This window comes from Pseudomonas guariconensis (assembly GCF_024127895.1).
GTDB lineage: Bacteria > Pseudomonadota > Gammaproteobacteria > Pseudomonadales > Pseudomonadaceae > Aquipseudomonas > Aquipseudomonas guariconensis_B.
Window position 1 is genome coordinate 46,828 of the sequence record NZ_JAMYBK010000008.1, and the last position, 14,952, is coordinate 61,779.

12 protein-coding genes are annotated in these 14,952 nt (G+C 66.7%); 7 read left to right on the forward strand and 5 right to left on the reverse strand.

Features of this window, described 5'->3' with window-relative positions:
- Positions 1-56: 56 nt before the first annotated feature.
- Positions 57-833 carry a trans-aconitate 2-methyltransferase gene (tam, locus tag NJF35_RS11120; RefSeq protein WP_253091039.1) on the forward strand — a complete coding sequence of 259 codons (777 nt, stop codon included), beginning with the start codon at positions 57-59 and terminating at the stop codon, positions 831-833.
- Here tam and NJF35_RS11125 read toward each other — a convergent pair.
- Positions 823-1,194: a DUF2784 domain-containing protein gene (locus NJF35_RS11125; protein ID WP_225789151.1), complete on the reverse strand. Its 372-nt coding sequence runs from the start codon at positions 1,192-1,194 to the stop codon at positions 823-825. The genes tam and NJF35_RS11125 overlap by 11 nt on opposite strands.
- A 121-nt stretch (positions 1,195-1,315) precedes the next feature.
- Positions 1,316-2,185 carry a LysR substrate-binding domain-containing protein gene (locus NJF35_RS11130; protein WP_225789152.1) on the reverse strand — a complete coding sequence of 290 codons (870 nt, stop codon included), beginning with the start codon at positions 2,183-2,185 and terminating at the stop codon, positions 1,316-1,318.
- Between the two features lie 259 nt (positions 2,186-2,444).
- Here NJF35_RS11130 and NJF35_RS11135 point away from each other — a divergent pair, with 259 nt between their 5' ends.
- The 5 genes from NJF35_RS11135 to NJF35_RS11155 all read left to right on the forward strand — a co-directional run bounded on the left by NJF35_RS11135 (position 2,445) and on the right by NJF35_RS11155 (position 8,788).
- Entirely contained in the window at positions 2,445-3,761 is a 1,317-nt protein-coding gene (locus NJF35_RS11135) for an MFS transporter (RefSeq protein WP_225789153.1), read from the forward strand.
- Positions 3,762-3,775: 14 nt separating this feature from the next.
- Positions 3,776-5,167 (forward strand): FAD-dependent oxidoreductase, encoded by a 1,392-nt coding sequence (locus NJF35_RS11140; RefSeq protein ID WP_225789154.1) that lies wholly within the window; start codon positions 3,776-3,778, stop codon positions 5,165-5,167.
- Positions 5,168-5,330: 163 nt separating this feature from the next.
- Positions 5,331-6,035, forward strand: a complete 705-nt coding sequence (locus NJF35_RS11145) for a YebC/PmpR family DNA-binding transcriptional regulator (protein WP_225789155.1) — start codon at positions 5,331-5,333, stop codon at positions 6,033-6,035.
- Between the two features lie 222 nt (positions 6,036-6,257).
- The gene (locus NJF35_RS11150) at positions 6,258-7,202 is read left to right on the forward strand and encodes a LysR family transcriptional regulator (protein ID WP_253091040.1); all 945 of its coding nucleotides are present in this window, start codon (positions 6,258-6,260) and stop codon (positions 7,200-7,202) included.
- A gap of 173 nt (positions 7,203-7,375) precedes the next feature.
- Positions 7,376-8,788 (forward strand): DOPA decarboxylase, encoded by a 1,413-nt coding sequence (locus tag NJF35_RS11155; protein WP_253091041.1) that lies wholly within the window; start codon positions 7,376-7,378, stop codon positions 8,786-8,788.
- Between the two features lie 131 nt (positions 8,789-8,919).
- Here NJF35_RS11155 and NJF35_RS11160 read toward each other — a convergent pair whose 3' ends face one another.
- On the reverse strand, positions 8,920-10,293 hold the full coding sequence (locus tag NJF35_RS11160) for an MFS transporter (protein ID WP_225789158.1): 1,374 nt from the start codon (positions 10,291-10,293) through the stop codon (positions 8,920-8,922).
- Positions 10,294-10,792: 499 nt separating this feature from the next.
- Here NJF35_RS11160 and quiC point away from each other — a divergent pair, with 499 nt between their 5' ends.
- A complete protein-coding gene (gene quiC / locus NJF35_RS11165) occupies positions 10,793-12,700 on the forward strand; it encodes a 3-dehydroshikimate dehydratase QuiC (RefSeq protein ID WP_225789159.1) in 1,908 nt (635 codons plus the stop codon).
- Between the two features lie 189 nt (positions 12,701-12,889).
- Here the strand turns inward: quiC and glpT are convergent, their stop codons facing one another.
- Positions 12,890-14,242 carry a glycerol-3-phosphate transporter gene (gene glpT / locus NJF35_RS11170; protein WP_253081536.1) on the reverse strand — a complete coding sequence of 451 codons (1,353 nt, stop codon included), beginning with the start codon at positions 14,240-14,242 and terminating at the stop codon, positions 12,890-12,892.
- A 245-nt stretch (positions 14,243-14,487) separates the two neighbouring features.
- Positions 14,488-14,868: a DUF2195 family protein gene (locus NJF35_RS11175; RefSeq protein ID WP_225789161.1), complete on the reverse strand. Its 381-nt coding sequence runs from the start codon at positions 14,866-14,868 to the stop codon at positions 14,488-14,490.
- Between the last annotated feature and the right edge of the window lie 84 nt (positions 14,869-14,952).

Genomic DNA, 14,952 nt, shown 5'->3' on the forward strand with positions numbered 1-14,952 from the left:
GTACAGGCATCCGCCACACTGGCCTCCAGACATTCAGCCTGCCGAAGGAACCCGCCATGGCTTGGTCCGCCACCCAGTATTCACTTTTCGAAGACGAACGTACCCGCGCGGTGCGCGACCTGCTGGCGGCGGTACCGCCGCGGCCGGTGCGCCATGCCACGGACCTGGGCTGCGGCCCGGGCAATTCCACCGAAGTGCTGCGCCAGCACCATCCCGATGCCCTGGTCGTCGCTCTGGACAGCGACCCGGACATGATCGACAAGGCTCGCCAGCGGCGGCGCCTGTGCGTGCCCCAGGTGCGCTGCGAGATCGCTGAGATTGCCGGTTGGTCGGCCGCCGAGCCCCAGGACCTGATCCTGGCCAACGCCTCGCTGCAATGGGTCGCAGACCACGGCGCCCTCTATCCGCACCTGGTCCGCCAGTTGAGCGAGGGTGGCAGCCTGGCGGTGCAGACCCCGGACAACCTCGACGAGCCCGCCCACCGGCAGTTGCGCGAAATCGCCAGCCAGGGGCCCTGGGCGGCCAGGTTCGCCGACTTCTCGTTGCCGCCCCGGCACAACGCGGCGTTCTACTACGACCTGCTCAGCCCGCTGTGCACCCGCGTGGATGTATGGCGCACCACCTATCACCACCCCTTGGCCGGTGGCGCCGAGGCGGTGGTGGAGTGGTTCAAGGGCTCGGCGCTGCGCCCGTACCTGGCGCGCCTGGACGAGCGGGAGCAGGCGGACTTTCTGCAGCTGTACCTGCAGGCGATGCAGCATGACTATCCGCCGGCCAGCGACGGCAAGGTGCTGCTGGCGTTTCCGCGTTTGTTCGTGGTCGCTACGCGCTAGTACGCCGCCAGCGCCAGAGCACGTAGCCATACACGCCGAGGTTGAGCAGCAACACGAACAGGCCCAGCAGCACCTGGACCTGTGGCGTCAGCCCGGGCGGGTAGATCAGCGGCCAGATGTAGTGCTCGATGAAGCCGCCCTGGTAGCCGGCCACGCCAGCGGCAGCGCGCATATGGTTCTCCCAGTCGGTCAGTGGGCATTCCAGGTGCAGGCACTCCACCGCCAGGCCCCAGGCCAGGGCGGGCAGGTGGATGAGCAGGGCGGGGCGCCACCGGAGCACCCACAGGCCGCCGAACAGCACCAGCAGGATGAAGGCCAGGTGCAGCAGGACCAGGGCGTCGGCGGCCAGGCGGTAGAACATGGCGGACCTTCGCAGGGGGCAGTCATCTGAGCATAGGCGGGTGGGTATGGCTTGGTTGGTTGTTGCGCCTGCCTCCACCACTGTGCGGGTAACTTCCAGCCAATACCTGGCCTGTGTGTTCTCAAAGCCCTTCCTGCACCATCTGCAGGAACGTCGCCACCACCCGCCGTGTGCGCTGCTCGCTCAGGCACACCAGCGTCTCGGTCAAATGCCGCTGGCAATCGACGATCGGCAATGCACAGACGCGCGCATCGGCGCCGAACTCCGCCGCCGACACCACCCCCACGCCGATCCCCACCACCACCGCCTCACGCGCCGCCTCGCGGCCTTCGACCTGGATCGCCGGACGGATACGCAGGCCCGCACGTTGCATCTCTTCCTCGAGGGTCTGGCGCGTCACCGAGCCGGGTTCGCGCAGCACCAGCGGCGTGTCGTCCAGGTCGGCCAGGCTGATCGAGCCACGGCTGGCCCAAGGATGGTCATGGGACACGAAGGCCACCATCGGGTCGCGACGCATGGGCACGCAGTAGAGCCGCTCATCGTCGACATCACGGCCGAGCAGGGCCAGGTCGGCCTGGTAGCTGAACAGCCGGGCCAGGGACTCGTCGGTGTTGCCGGTCTCGATCTTCACCTGGATGCCAGGGTAGCGCTGGCAGAAACGGGCGATCTGCGGCAGCACGTGCACCGGCGCGTCCACCGCCAGCACCAGGCTGCCGGTGTGCAGGGCACGGGAGTCCTGCAGCAGTTCGACAGCCTCGGTTTCGCAGGCGAACAGGCGCTGGGTGATGCCCAGCAGGCGCTCGCCCAGGTCGGTCAGCCGTACCGAGCGTTTGTTGCGGTGGAACAGCAGCACGCCGAAGCGCTCTTCGAGCTTGCGTACCTGGTCGGAAACCGCTGGTTGGGTGAGAAACAGTTTATCGGCGGCGCGGGTGAAGCTGCCGTGTTCGGCGACGGCGTGAAACGCCTTGAGTTGAGCGTGTGAGACCGACATGAGCGCTCCGGTAACAAGTTGGGCTTATGTGTGAAATACGATAAATCGATTTTATTTATCAGTCATCAACTGGTTCCATAACGACCAGCCCGGTGGCCCTTTACAGGCTGCCAGCGGCCATGGCGCCGCCCCGGTCACGCCAGACCCGCGGTGCCATCTGACCAGATGACGGCCCTCCGTCATGCAGTGCGCAACACAACAACAAGACAGGCGTTTCTTCACATTCTGCCGGCACACTTGAGCAAGAGGTCAGAGTCAAATGAATCAATCCCTAGCCGCCATCAAGCGTTGGCGCATCCAGATCTTCGCGATCACCTGGCTGGCGTATGCTGCCTTCTACTTCACCCGCAAGGCGTTTTCCGTCGCCAAGCTGGGCATTGGTGAAGACCCCGATTTCATGCTCGACAAGGCCGCCATGGCCAACCTCGACGCCATCTACCTGGCCGCCTACGCGGTGGGCCAGTTCACCTGGGGGATGCTCGCCGACCGCTTCGGCCCGCGCGTGGTGGTGCTCGGCGGGCTGCTGATCTCGGCGGCGGCGGCCGTGGTGATGGGCAGCTATGCGACCTTCCCGATCTTCGCCACGTGCATGCTGGTCCAGGGGCTGGCGCAGTCCACCGGCTGGGCGGGGTTGTGCAAGAACATCGGCAGTTTCTTCCCGGCCGTCCAGCGTGGCCGGGTGCTGGGCCTGTGGAGCTCGTGCTACGCCTTCGGCGGCCTGGTGGCCTCGCCCTTCGCCGGCTGGTGGGCCTACACCCTGGTGGGTAGCTGGCACGCGGCATTCTTCTCCAGTGCCGCGGTGGTGGCCGGGGTGGCGGTGCTGTTCTTCATCCTGCAGCGCAACAAGCCCGAGGATGTCGGCCTGCCGGCGGTGGAGCCGGAGCCGCAGAGCATGGCGCCGGCGGCGAACCTGTGCAGTGTCTGGGCGCCGCTGCGGGAGATCCTCAGCAACCGCACGGTGCTGACCCTGGGCCTGGCCTATTTCATGCTCAAGCCTGCGCGCTACGCCATCCTGTTCTGGGGCCCGGTGATCGTCTTCGAACAAATGCCCTCGGTGGGCAAGGTCGGCGCGGCCATCATTCCCACCGCCTTCGAGCTGGCCGGGCTGCTCGGGCCGATCATCATCGGCCTGGCCTCGGACAAGCTGTTCGGCGCCCGGCGCATGCCCGCCTGCGTGATCAGCCTGGTGCTGCTGACCGCCACCCTGGCGGCGTTCATGGCGGCGATGCACAGCGGCAGCGTGATCCTGGTGGTGGCCTTGCTGTTCGTCATGGGCCTGACCCTGTACGGCCCGGACTCAATGATCAGCGGCGCTGCGGCGATCGACTTCGGCACGGCCAAGGCCGGCGCCACCGCGGCGGGCTTCGTCAATGGTTGCGGCTCGGTGGGAGCGGTGCTCGGTGGCCTGCTGCCGGGGTATTTCGACAGCGTCACGGTGTTCATCATTTTCTCCGGCACCGCGCTGTTCTCCGCCCTGGTCCTGCTGCCGCACTGGAACAGCCGCCCGGCCAGCGCCGTGCAGGCCAACGACGTGGCACCCAATACCGGCATGGCGATCAAGCCGGCCCGTACCTAAAGGAAAGTGAGCAGATGAGACCCTTTTGGCTGCAACAGGCCCTGGACCAGGAAGACGAGGCGGTATGCCCGCCGCTGGATGCCGACGTGCGCTGCGACGTGTGCATCGTCGGCGGCGGCTACACCGGGCTGTGGACCGCGCTGATGCTCAAGGAGCAGGCGCCGGCGCTGGATGTGCTGTTGATCGAGGCGGACATCTGCGGTGCCGGCGCCAGCGGGCGCAACGGTGGTTGCGCGCTGTCATGGTCGGCCAAGTACTTCACCCTCGAGCGCTTGTTCGGCATGGCGGAGGCCGTGCGCCTGGTGCGCGAGTCGGAGCGCAGCATCGGCGCCATCGGCGAGTTCTGCGCGGCCAACGGCATCCACTGCGACTACCGCATGGACGGCACCCTGTACACCGCCACCAACGCCGCCCAGGTCGGTGGCACCGATGCGGTGATCGCCGCGCTGGAGCAGAGGGGCATCAATTCGTTCCAGCGCCTGGCGCTGGAGCAGGTGCAGCGCCTGGCCGGCTCCGCCCGCCACCTGGAAGGCTGGTACTCGCCGGCCGCCGCCACCGTGCAGCCGGGGCGCCTGGTGCGCGGCCTGCGCCGGGTGGCCTTGCAGCGGGGCGTGCGCATCCACGAGGGCACGGCGATGACGGGCCTGGAGCATGGGGCGCCGGTGCAGGTGCGCACCCGGGGCGGGACCGTCCGTGCCGACCGGGTGGTGCTCGGCCTCAATGCCTGGATGGCGCGGGCCTTTCCCCAGTTCGAGCGCAGCGTGGCGATCGTTTCCAGCGACATGGTGATCACCGAGCCCTGCCCGGAACTGCTGCGCGAGATCGGCCTGGACAGCGGCATCAGCGTCCTCGATTCGCGCATCTTCGTGCATTACTACCACAACACCAGCGACGGTCGGCTGATGCTCGGCAAGGGCGGCAATACCTTCGCCTATGGTGGGCGTATGCTGCCGGTGTTCGACCAGCCGTCGCCGTACCAGCCACTGTTGCGCGAAAGCCTCGGCGAGTTTTTCCCGACCCTGGCGCAGGTGCCGCTGGCGGCCAGCTGGAACGGCCCCTCGGACCGCTCGGTGACCGGCTTGCCGTTCTTTGGCCGGCTGGATGGGCAGGGCAACGTGTTCTATGGCTTCGGCTACTCGGGCAGTGGTGTCGGGCCCTGCCACATGGGTGGGCAGATCCTCTCGTCGCTGGTGCTGGGCCTGGACAACCCCTGGACCCGCTCGCCGCTGGTCAAGGGCCCGCTGGGGCAATTCCCGCCGGAGCCGATCCGCTACCTGGGCTCGCTGATGGTGCGCAACGCCATCCGCCGCAAGGAGCGCGCCGAGGACCGCGGCGTGCGCCCGCGCCGCCTGGATGTGCGCCTGGCACGTTTCGCCGCGGCGGCGGGCAAGGCCGACAAGGCCTGATGGCCGGGAGGGCCGCGCGGCGGCCCTTGCGCGGGTGCAAGGCCATTTCCAGCGGCCGTGCTGCATGAGATTTCTTGTCGATCAGGTGGGCGAGGGCGTATAAACTGCTCCCACTTTTGGCCGGTCGCTTCCTGAACCGGCCGCTGGAACAAAGAGAGTCGACATGGGCGCACAGTGGAAAGCCAAACATAAAGAAGCCGCAGCCAATGCCAAGGGCAAGATCATGGGCAAGCTGGCCAAGGAAATTCAGATCGCCGCCAAGTCCGGCGCCGATCCGGACATGAACCCGCGCCTGCGCCTGGCGATCGAGCAAGCCAAGAAAGCCTCGATGACCCGCGAGACCCTGGAGCGCGCGATCAAGAAGGGCGCCGGCCTGGATGGCGAGTCGGTGCAGTACAACGCGGTCACCTACGAAGGCTACGCCCCGCACCAGGTGCCGCTGATCGTCGAGTGCCTGACCGACAACGTCAACCGCACCGTCGCCGAGATCCGTGTGCTGTTTCGCAAGGGCCAATTGGGCAGCGCCGTGGCCTGGGACTTCAACCACGTCGGCCTGATCGAGGCCACCCCGAACGGCGACGCCGACCCTGAGCTGGCGGCCATCGAAGCCGGCGCCCAGGACTTCGAGGAAGGCGAGGAAGAGGGCTCGACCCTGTTCATCACCGATACCACCGACCTGGATGCGGTGCAGAAGGCCCTGCCGGAGCATGGCTTCACCGTCACCTCGGCGAAGATCGGCTATACCCCGAAGAACCCGGTGAGCGCCGCCAGCCTGAGTGCCGAGGCCCTGGCCGAGGTCGAGGCGTTCCTCGAAGCGATCGACAACCACGATGACGTGCAGAACGTCTATGTCGGCCTGACTGACTGATCTGTGCCATTGGGGGCGCCTTGCGCCCCATTCGCGGGCAAGCCCGCTCCCACAGGGGCCCTGCCAACCGCATCATTTGTGGTCGACTCGGCCCTGTGGGAGCGGACAGTTGGTCCCACATGGCCCTGCGAACCGCATCCTGTGTGGCCAGCGCGGTCCCTGTGGGAGCGGGCTTGCCCGCGATCGAGGGCGTAGCCCTCGCCAGGGCCCTGGAGCCGACCGATGAACCCGACCTTCGCCTCCCTCAGCCTCGCCCACCTGCGCACCCTCGACTGCCTCCTGCAGTTGAAGAACCTCAGCCACGCCGCCGAGCGCCTGGGCTGTAGCCAGTCAGCCCTGAGCCGCCAACTGGCTCACCTGCGCGAGGCCTTCGACGACCCGTTGCTGGTGCGCCAGGGGCGCGGCTATGTGCTCAGCGAGCATGCCGAAGCCTTGGTCGAGCCCCTGCGCCAGGTCTTGGAGGAGCTACAGGCCCTGCGCCAGCCGGCAGCCTTCGACCCGGCGCGTTGCGAGCGGCGCTTCTGCCTGGCCGCCTCGGACTATGTGGCCGAGCACATGCTGCCGCTGCTGGTGGCAGCGCTGGAACGCGAGGCGCCGGGCGTGTCCCTGGAGTACCGCACCTGGCAGGCCGGCCAGTATGCCCTGCTGGCCAGCGGCGAGATCGACCTGGCCACCACGCTGTTCGACGAGTCGCCACCCAACCTGCACGGTCGCTTGCTCGGCGAGGACCGGGCCGTGTGCCTGATGCGCCACGACCATCCGCTGACCGCCCGTGACGGCTTGAGCCAGGACGACTACCTGGCCTTCAAGCACGTGCGCATCTCTGGCGGCGGCGACAAGGACAGCTTCATCGACCGCCACCTGCGCTCCCAGGGCCTGCAGCGGCGGATCGGCCTGGAAGTGCCGTTCTTCTCCGCCACCGTGCAGGTACTGGGTAACGGCCAGGCCCTGGCCACTGTGCCCGAGCACATCGCCCGCCAGCTTTGCCGCCTGCACCGGCTGGCCTGGCGGCCGCTGTGCTTCATCGAGCATACCCAGCGCTACTGGGTGGTCTGGCACCAGCGCCTGCAGGCGTCGGCCGAGCACCGCTGGCTGCGCAACCGGGTATTCGAGCTGTGGCGCCAGTCGCAGTTCGGTGTGCAGGGCGGGCATGCGCCTTCGCCATAGCAGCTATGCGCGAAGCGGGGTTCTTCGGCGACGGATCGGTCCCTAGACTGGCCAGGTGGCGCGGGTTGTTCGAGAGTAGTGGGGCCGCTTTGCAGCCCATCGCCGGCAAGTCCCAACCCACCGTCCCGAACGACCACCGCCATCCCCCCGACCGCTCGCCAAGGAGACCGCCCGTGACCCCGGAACAATTCCGCCAATATGGCCACCAACTGATCGACCTGATCGCCGACTACCGCCAGGGCGTCGCCGAGCGTCCGGTGATGGCCCAGGTCGAGCCCGGTTACCTCAAGGCCGCCTTGCCGGCCGGTGCGCCGCAGCAGGGCGAGCCGTTCGAGACGATCCTCGCCGACGTGGACACGCTGCTGATGCCGGGCCTGTCCCACTGGCAGCATCCGGATTTCTATGGCTATTTCCCATCCAACGGCACCCTGTCGTCGGTGCTGGGCGATTTCCTCAGCACCGGGCTTGGCGTGTTGGGCCTGTCCTGGCAGTCCAGCCCGGCCCTGAGCGAGCTGGAGGAAACCACCCTCGACTGGCTGCGCCAGTTGCTCGGCCTGTCGGCGCAGTGGAGCGGCGTGATCCAGGACACGGCCTCGACCAGCACGCTGTTGGCGCTGATCTGCGCCCGCGAGCGCGCCAGCGACTACGCCCTGGTCCGTGGCGGCCTGCAAGGCCAGGCCAAGCCGCTGGTCGTCTATGTCAGCGCCCATGCCCACAGCTCGGTGGACAAGGCCGCATTGCTGGCGGGCTTCGGCCGCGACAACATCCGCCTGATCCCCACCGACGAGCGCTTCGCCATGCGCCCCGAGGCGTTGCAGGCCGCCATCGAACAGGACCTGGCCGCCGGCAACCAACCCTGCGCGGTGGTCGCCACCACCGGCACCACCACCACCACGGCCCTCGACCCGCTGGGCCCGATCGGTGCCATCACCCAGGCCCACGGGTTATGGCTGCACGTCGACTCGGCCATGGCCGGCTCGGCGATGATCCTCCCCGAGTGCCGCTGGATGTGGGACGGCATCGAGCAGGCCGACTCGGTGGTGGTCAATGCCCACAAGTGGCTGGGCGTGGCGTTCGACTGCTCGATCTACTACGTACGCGATCCCCAGCACCTGATCCGGGTGATGAGCACCAACCCCAGCTACCTGCAATCGGCGGTCGATGGCGAGGTCAAGAACCTGCGTGACTGGGGCATCCCCCTGGGCCGCCGCTTCCGTGCCCTGAAGCTGTGGTTCATGCTGCGCAGCGAAGGTGTCGAGGCCCTGCAACAGCGCCTGCGCCGCGACCTGGACAACGCCCGTTGGCTGGCCGAGCAGGTCGAGGCGGCACCGCAGTGGGAGTTGCTGGCACCGGTGCAGTTGCAGACCCTGTGCATCCGCCATCGCACGGCAGGGCTGGACGGCGAGGCGCTGGATGCCCACACCCGTGCCTGGGCCGACAGGCTCAATGGCTCCGGGCAGGCCTACGTGACCCCGGCGACCCTGGAGGGGCGCTGGATGGTACGGGTATCGGTGGGGGCGCTGCCCACCGAGCGTGAGCATGTGCAGCGGTTGTGGGAGCGGTTGCAGGCTGTCGTCGCTGCTTGACAGCGCCTGGGGCCGCTGCGCGCCCCTTCGCGGGCCAGCCCGCTCCCACACAGACCGCGCCATGCCTGAGAGCGGCGCCAACCAGGGAGCCGGCTTGCCGGCGATGGGCTGCAGCGCAGCCCCGGGGAAACTCAGTGGCTCATCGCCTGAAAGCTGCTCTTGCGGCTGGCCTCGTAGGCTTCCTTCTCCATCGGCTTGGCCTGCGGGTTGCCCAGGTCTTCCATGGCCAGGCGATGGGTCTCCGGCGCGATGTAGGCCGCCAGGGCGCACAGGCAGGTGATGAAGAACGCCAGGCCGCCGACCACCAGCGGGATGTTGCCTGAACCGGGCGGGGCGACGGTGGCGAACAGCGCCGGCAGCATCGCCGTGAGCATGGTGCCGATGTTCTGCGCGATGGCCATGGCCGATACCCGGTAGCGGGTCTGGAACAGCTCCGGATAGAAGCTGGGGAACACGGCGTTGTAGCCCTGGTAGACCATGCCCCACATGAGGATCGAGGTGACGAAGGCCAGGGGCACGCTCTGGATGCTGATGGCGTACAGGTAGACGAACGCCAGCAGGCCCGAGCCCAGGCAGCCGGCGATCATGGTCGGGCGACGGCCGATCCTGTCGGACAGGTTGCCGACGAAGGGGATCACCAGCACCGCGACGATATTGCCCACCACCGGGATCCACAGGTACACGCTCTTGTCGAAGCCCACGCCGTAGGCCGGCTGCACCGCGTAGGCCGCGCCGAAGATGGTGGCGACCACCGGGATCACGTTCATCAGCGACATGAACATCACCAGCACCATGCACTTCCAGCTGTGGCGGAAGGCTTCGCTGATCGGCGACTTGGCCACTTTGTCTTGCTGCTCTTCCTGGACGAAGGCCGGCGTCTCGTGGACTTCCCTGCGGATGATGAAACCGGCCACCAGCACCAGCGCACTCAGCAGGAACGGAATACGCCAGCCCCAGTCGTTGAACGCTTCGCTGGGCATGAAGTAAGCCAGCGGCAGGAACACCGCCGCCGCCATCACCTGGCCGGCCTGCACGCCTTGCAGGGTGTAGCTGGCGTAATAGCCACGGCGCCCGAACGGTGCGTGCTCCATGATCATCGAGCTGGCCCCGGAGATCTCGCCGGCCACGGCGAAGCCCTGGACCAGGCGCAATACCACCAACAGGGCCGGGGCGAGGAAGCCGATGTCCTCGTAGGTTGGCAGCAGGCCCACGGCCATGGTCGACAGGCCCATCAGGAACATGCACAGCAGCAGCACGTTCTTGCGGCCGCGGGTGTCGCCCCAGTGGCCGAGCACGAAGGCGCCCAGCGGGCGCGCCAGGTAGCCGACGCCGTAGGTCGCCAGCGAGGCGACGATAGCCATTTTCGGGTCGCTGGACGGGAAGAAGATCTGCGGGAAGATCAGCGCCGCGGCCTGGGCATAGATGAAGAAGTCGTAGTACTCGAGTGCCGAGCCTATCCACCCGCTGGCGGTCGCTTTCTTGGCTTGGGAGCTGGAGTGGGCCATCGTTGTCTCCGTTTGTTCTTGTAGGTCACCGGGCGGGGACGTCGGGCGCCGTTCTACGGGCCGGCGAGCGTCGCTGCACGAGCGGTTGCAGGAGTGGGTCAGTGCCGGGTGGCGAACGGTCGCAGGCCAAGCCCGCCTGTACAGGACGAACGAGCAGGGGCGGGGCGCAGGGCGAGGGAAATGTGCATAGGTCGGTACCCGTTTTATTGAACTTATTATGTCGTGACGCTGGGCTTCTCGGCACAGGGCCCGCCGAACGTGGGGCAGGGGAGGTGGGCCTGTGCTGGAAATCATGGTTGCCCACGGCTTGGCACCGAATCAATTCGTGCAACCCGCTTTTGTTCGATAATCGAACACAAAACTAACTGTTCCGTACAAAATAAATTGCTGGGGTGACTTTACCTGCCAATAATCGATCATGCCAGGAGCCTGCCCAGGTTTTCGGCATTGTCGTGCGCGCAGGCCCAAGGCCGCGCTCCAATAACAAGGAACTCCAGCCATGCAGCGTTCGATCGCCACCGTGTCCTTGAGCGGTACCCTGCCGGAAAAGCTCGAAGCCATTGCCGCCGCCGGTTTCGACGGCGTCGAGATCTTCGAGAACGATCTTTTGTACTACGCCGGCAGCCCCCGTGAGATCCGCCAGATGTGCGCCGATCTTGGCATCGCCATCACCCTGTTCCAGCCGTTTCGCGATTTCGAGGGCTGCCGCCGCGACCGCTTGCAGAAGAACCTCGACCGCGCCGAGCGCAAGTTCGACCTGATGCAGGAGCTGGGCACCGACTTGGTGCTGGTGTGCAGCAACGTCCAGGCCGATGCCTTGGGCGACGAGCAGGTGCTGGTGGATGACCTGCGCCTGCTGGCCGAACGCGCGGGCCAGCGCGGCCTGCGCATCGGCTACGAAGCCCTGGCCTGGGGGCGTCACGTCAATACCTGGCAGCAGGTGTGGCAACTGGTGCGCCAGGCTGACCATCCAGCCCTGGGGGTGATCCTCGACAGCTTCCACACCCTGTCGCTCAACGGCGACCCTGGCGGTATCCGTGATATTCCCGGCGACAAGATCTTCTTCGTGCAGATGGCCGATGCGCCGATCCTGGCGATGGACGTACTGGAGTGGAGCCGGCATTTCCGTTGTTTCCCGGGGCAGGGCGAGATGGACCTGGCGGGCTTTCTCGCGCCGATCCTCGCCAGTGGTTATCGCGGGCCGCTGTCGCTGGAGATCTTCAACGACGGTTTTCGCGCAGCCCCTCCCCGGCAGAATGCCGCCGATGGCCTGCGCTCGCTGCTCTACCTGGAGGAGCAGACCCGCCTGCGGCTTGAACAGGAGGCGAAGGCCGTGGAGCCGGGCGTGCTGTTCAATACGCCGGCGGCCAGTGCCTACGAGGGCGTGGAGTTTCTCGAGTTTGCCGTCGACGAGGCGCTCGGCGCGCGCCTGGGCAGTTGGCTCGAGCGCCTGGGCTTCGCCGTGGCCGGCCAGCATCGTAGCAAGGCGGTGCGCCTGCTACGCCAGGGCGATATCAACATCGTGCTCAACGCCGAGCCCTATTCCTTCGCCCACAACTTCTTCGAGGCCCACGGCCCGTCCCTGTGCGCCACAGCGTTGCGGGTCAAGGATGGGCAAGCGGCCCTGCAGCGTGCCATCGCCTACCGTGGCCAGCCGTTTCGCGGGCTGGTGGGCCCGAACGAGCGGGAGATCCCCGCGGTACGTGCGCCGGACGGCAGCCTGATCTACCTGGTGCAACAGGCAGGCACGGGCCAGACCATCTACGACAGCGACTTCCACCTCGCTCCCACGGCGGCTGCCACCGGCGGGCTGCGGCGCATCGACCACATGGCCCTGGCCCTGCCGGCCGAATCGCTGGACAGCTGGGTGCTGTTCTACAAGAGCCTGTTCGGTTTCACCGCCGACGACGAGGTGGTGCTGCCCGACCCCTACGGTTTGGTCAAGAGCCGCGCCTTGCGTAGCCCCTGCGCCAGCCTGCGGCTGCCGCTGAACATCTCGCAGAGCCGTAACACCGCCATTGCCCACGCGCTGTCCAGCTACGGTGGCTCGGGCGTGCACCATATCGCCTTCGCATGCGAGGACATCTTCCGCGAAGTGGCCAGGGCCAAGGAGGCCGGTGTGCCGCTGCTGGAGATCCCGCTGAACTACTACGACGACCTGGCGGCGCGCTTCGACTTCGACGACGAGTTCCTCAGCGAGCTGGCCTACTACAACGTGCTGTACGACCGCGATGCCCAGGGTGGCGAGCTGTTCCACGTGTACACCGAGCCATTCGAGGGGCGTTTCTTCTTCGAGATCCTCCAGCGCAAGGGCGGGTATGCCGGATATGGCGCGGCCAACGTCGCCGTACGCCTGGCAGCGCTGGCCAAGGCCCGCAGCGGCGTGGGGCGCAAGCCGGTGTTGTGATCGGCATGTGCTGTGAGGCGGTTTGTCACTTGGGGCCGCTTCGCGCCCCATCGCCGGCAAGCCGGCTCCCACAGGGTGCGCGTCGGCCACAAAGGATGCGGCTTGCAGGAACGTCCTCTACATGACTCAAGACTCGTGAGCACCGCCGGCGATGGGCTGCAAAGCAGCCCCAGGATCATCATGTTGCCCTCAGGCCAATGCCTCGCGCGTACGGCTGCTCGCCTGGGTATGCCGCAACGTCGGTAGCAGAAAGGCAATGGCCAGCAGGCACGCCGCCACCAGCATCACGAACCCACCGTCCCAACCAAAGTGGTCCACGGTGTAGCCCATCGCCGCACTGGCGGCGACCGAGCCGCCGAGGTAGCCGAACAGCCCAGTGAAACCGGCTGCGGTACCAGCAGCTTTTTTCGGTGCCAACTCCAGCGCTTGCAGCCCCACCAGCATGACCGGCCCATAGATCAGGAAGCCAATGGCAAAGAGCGCAGCCATGTCGATGCCCGGGTTGCCCGGCGGATTGAGCCAGTAGACCAGGGTGGCGACGGTGACCAGCGCCATGAACACGATGCCGGTCAGCCCGCGGTTGCCACGGAAGATCCGGTCCGACATCCAGCCGCACAGCAGGGTGCCGGGAATCCCGGCCCACTCGTAGAAGAAATAGGCCCACGACGTGGTGTCGACGCTGAAGTGCTTGGCTTCCTTGAGGTAAGTCGGCGCCCAGTCCAGCACGCCATAGCGCAACAGGTAGACGAAGACGTTGGCCAGGGCGATGTACCACAGCAATTTATTGCGCAGCACGTAGTCGACGAAGATCCGCCTGGCGCTGAATTCCTGTTCATGGCTGGCATCGTAGCCTTCGGGGTAATCGTGCTTGTACTGCTCCACCGGCGGCAGGCCGACCGACTGGGGCGTGTCGCGCATGGCGGCGAAGGCGAATACCGCCACCAGTACCGCCACGGCCGCAGGCACGTAGAACGCAGCGTGCCAGTCGTTGGTCCAGCCCAGGCCCAGCAGGAACAGCGGGCCGATCAGGCCGCCGCCGACGTTGTGCGCCACGTTCCACACCGACACCACGCCGCCGCGCTCCTTGCGCGACCACCAGTGCACCATGGTTCGCCCGCTCGCCGGCCAGCCCATGCCCTGGGCCCAGCCATTGATGAACAGCAACACGAACATGACCGTCACGCTGGACGTGGCCCAATGTGCGAAACCGAACAGGAACATCACCGATGCCGACAGTAGCAGGCCGAACGGCAGGAAGTAGCGCGGGTTGGAGCGGTCCGAGACCAGGCCCATGAGGAACTTGGACAGGCCGTAGGCAATGGCCACGGCGGAAATGGCCACCCCGAGCTGGCCGCGCGTGTAGCCTTCCTCCTCGATCAGGTAGGGCATGGCCAGGGAGAAGTTCTTGCGCAGCAGGTAGTAGCCGGCATAGCCAATGAAGATGCCGGCGAAGATCTGCCAGCGCAGGCGGCGGTAGGTGGTGTCGACGTGCTCGGCGGGCAGTGGCGCCCGATGCATGGCGGGACGGAAGAGGGCGAACATCCTGTATCTCCGGTTTTATTATTGGTGTGCGAAAACGAATATCATGTTTTCGATATGGAAAACAATATCGTGCTTAGGTCCGGATGTGTTGTATTTCGAATGTTCGGCGGGGGAGGGCGTTGCCGAGGCAGCGGGCGTCTTCGATATTGGCTGTTCTGGGCCGCTACGCGGCCATCGCCGGCAAGCCGGCTCCCATGGCGAGTCGATTACGGGTGCCTCACTCCACCACTGGATTGGGTTCGGGCTCAGTCAGGCGCCCTGCACCCCAGCGTCACTTCGATTTCCCGGCCAGCAGCCAACCGGGCATCCGCCACCAACATCAGCGTGCGGGCGCCTGCATGGCGACTGTCGAGCAGGCCTTCCTGGAGGATGAACGAAGTGGCGCCGGCCCCCGTGGCCAGCAGGCGATAACGGATCAGTGCCGAAGTGCAGCCACACTCGCCGGTGGAGCGTCTGGCTTCCAGGGTGAGCGGCAGTAGTACTTGCCCTTGCGCTGTGCGCGGGGGGGCGAGGTGAGCGGCGAGACAGGTGGAGAGGGTATTGTCGAGGGTCGGCGCGCCAGCCAGGGCGCCAGCGAGCGGGGCGGCCAGGCATAGGCTGCCGAGGCGCAGGGCTCTGGCATCCATGGTGGTGTTCCGGTGTAAGGGGCAGTCCTTCAAGGTGTCCTGAAGTAATGGGCTGTTGGGCTGCTTCGCAGCCCTTTCGCGACA

What these genes read in the sequence shown, in the direction of transcription:
- NJF35_RS11145 (WP_225789155.1), top strand. Translation starts at nt 5,331, where the DNA reads ATGGGCGCACAGTGGAAAGCCAAACATAAAGAAGCCGCAGCCAATGCC.
- tam (WP_253091039.1), top strand. Translation starts at nt 57, where the DNA reads ATGGCTTGGTCCGCCACCCAGTATTCACTTTTCGAAGACGAACGTACC.
- NJF35_RS11160 (WP_225789158.1), bottom strand. Translation starts at nt 10,293, where the DNA reads ATGGCCCACTCCAGCTCCCAAGCCAAGAAAGCGACCGCCAGCGGGTGG.
- NJF35_RS11130 (WP_225789152.1), bottom strand. Translation starts at nt 2,185, where the DNA reads ATGTCGGTCTCACACGCTCAACTCAAGGCGTTTCACGCCGTCGCCGAA.
- glpT (WP_253081536.1), bottom strand. Translation starts at nt 14,242, where the DNA reads ATGTTCGCCCTCTTCCGTCCCGCCATGCATCGGGCGCCACTGCCCGCC.
- quiC (WP_225789159.1), top strand. Translation starts at nt 10,793, where the DNA reads ATGCAGCGTTCGATCGCCACCGTGTCCTTGAGCGGTACCCTGCCGGAA.
- NJF35_RS11175 (WP_225789161.1), bottom strand. Translation starts at nt 14,868, where the DNA reads ATGGATGCCAGAGCCCTGCGCCTCGGCAGCCTATGCCTGGCCGCCCCG.
- NJF35_RS11140 (WP_225789154.1), top strand. Translation starts at nt 3,776, where the DNA reads ATGAGACCCTTTTGGCTGCAACAGGCCCTGGACCAGGAAGACGAGGCG.
- NJF35_RS11125 (WP_225789151.1), bottom strand. Translation starts at nt 1,194, where the DNA reads ATGTTCTACCGCCTGGCCGCCGACGCCCTGGTCCTGCTGCACCTGGCC.
- NJF35_RS11150 (WP_253091040.1), top strand. Translation starts at nt 6,258, where the DNA reads ATGAACCCGACCTTCGCCTCCCTCAGCCTCGCCCACCTGCGCACCCTC.
- NJF35_RS11135 (WP_225789153.1), top strand. Translation starts at nt 2,445, where the DNA reads ATGAATCAATCCCTAGCCGCCATCAAGCGTTGGCGCATCCAGATCTTC.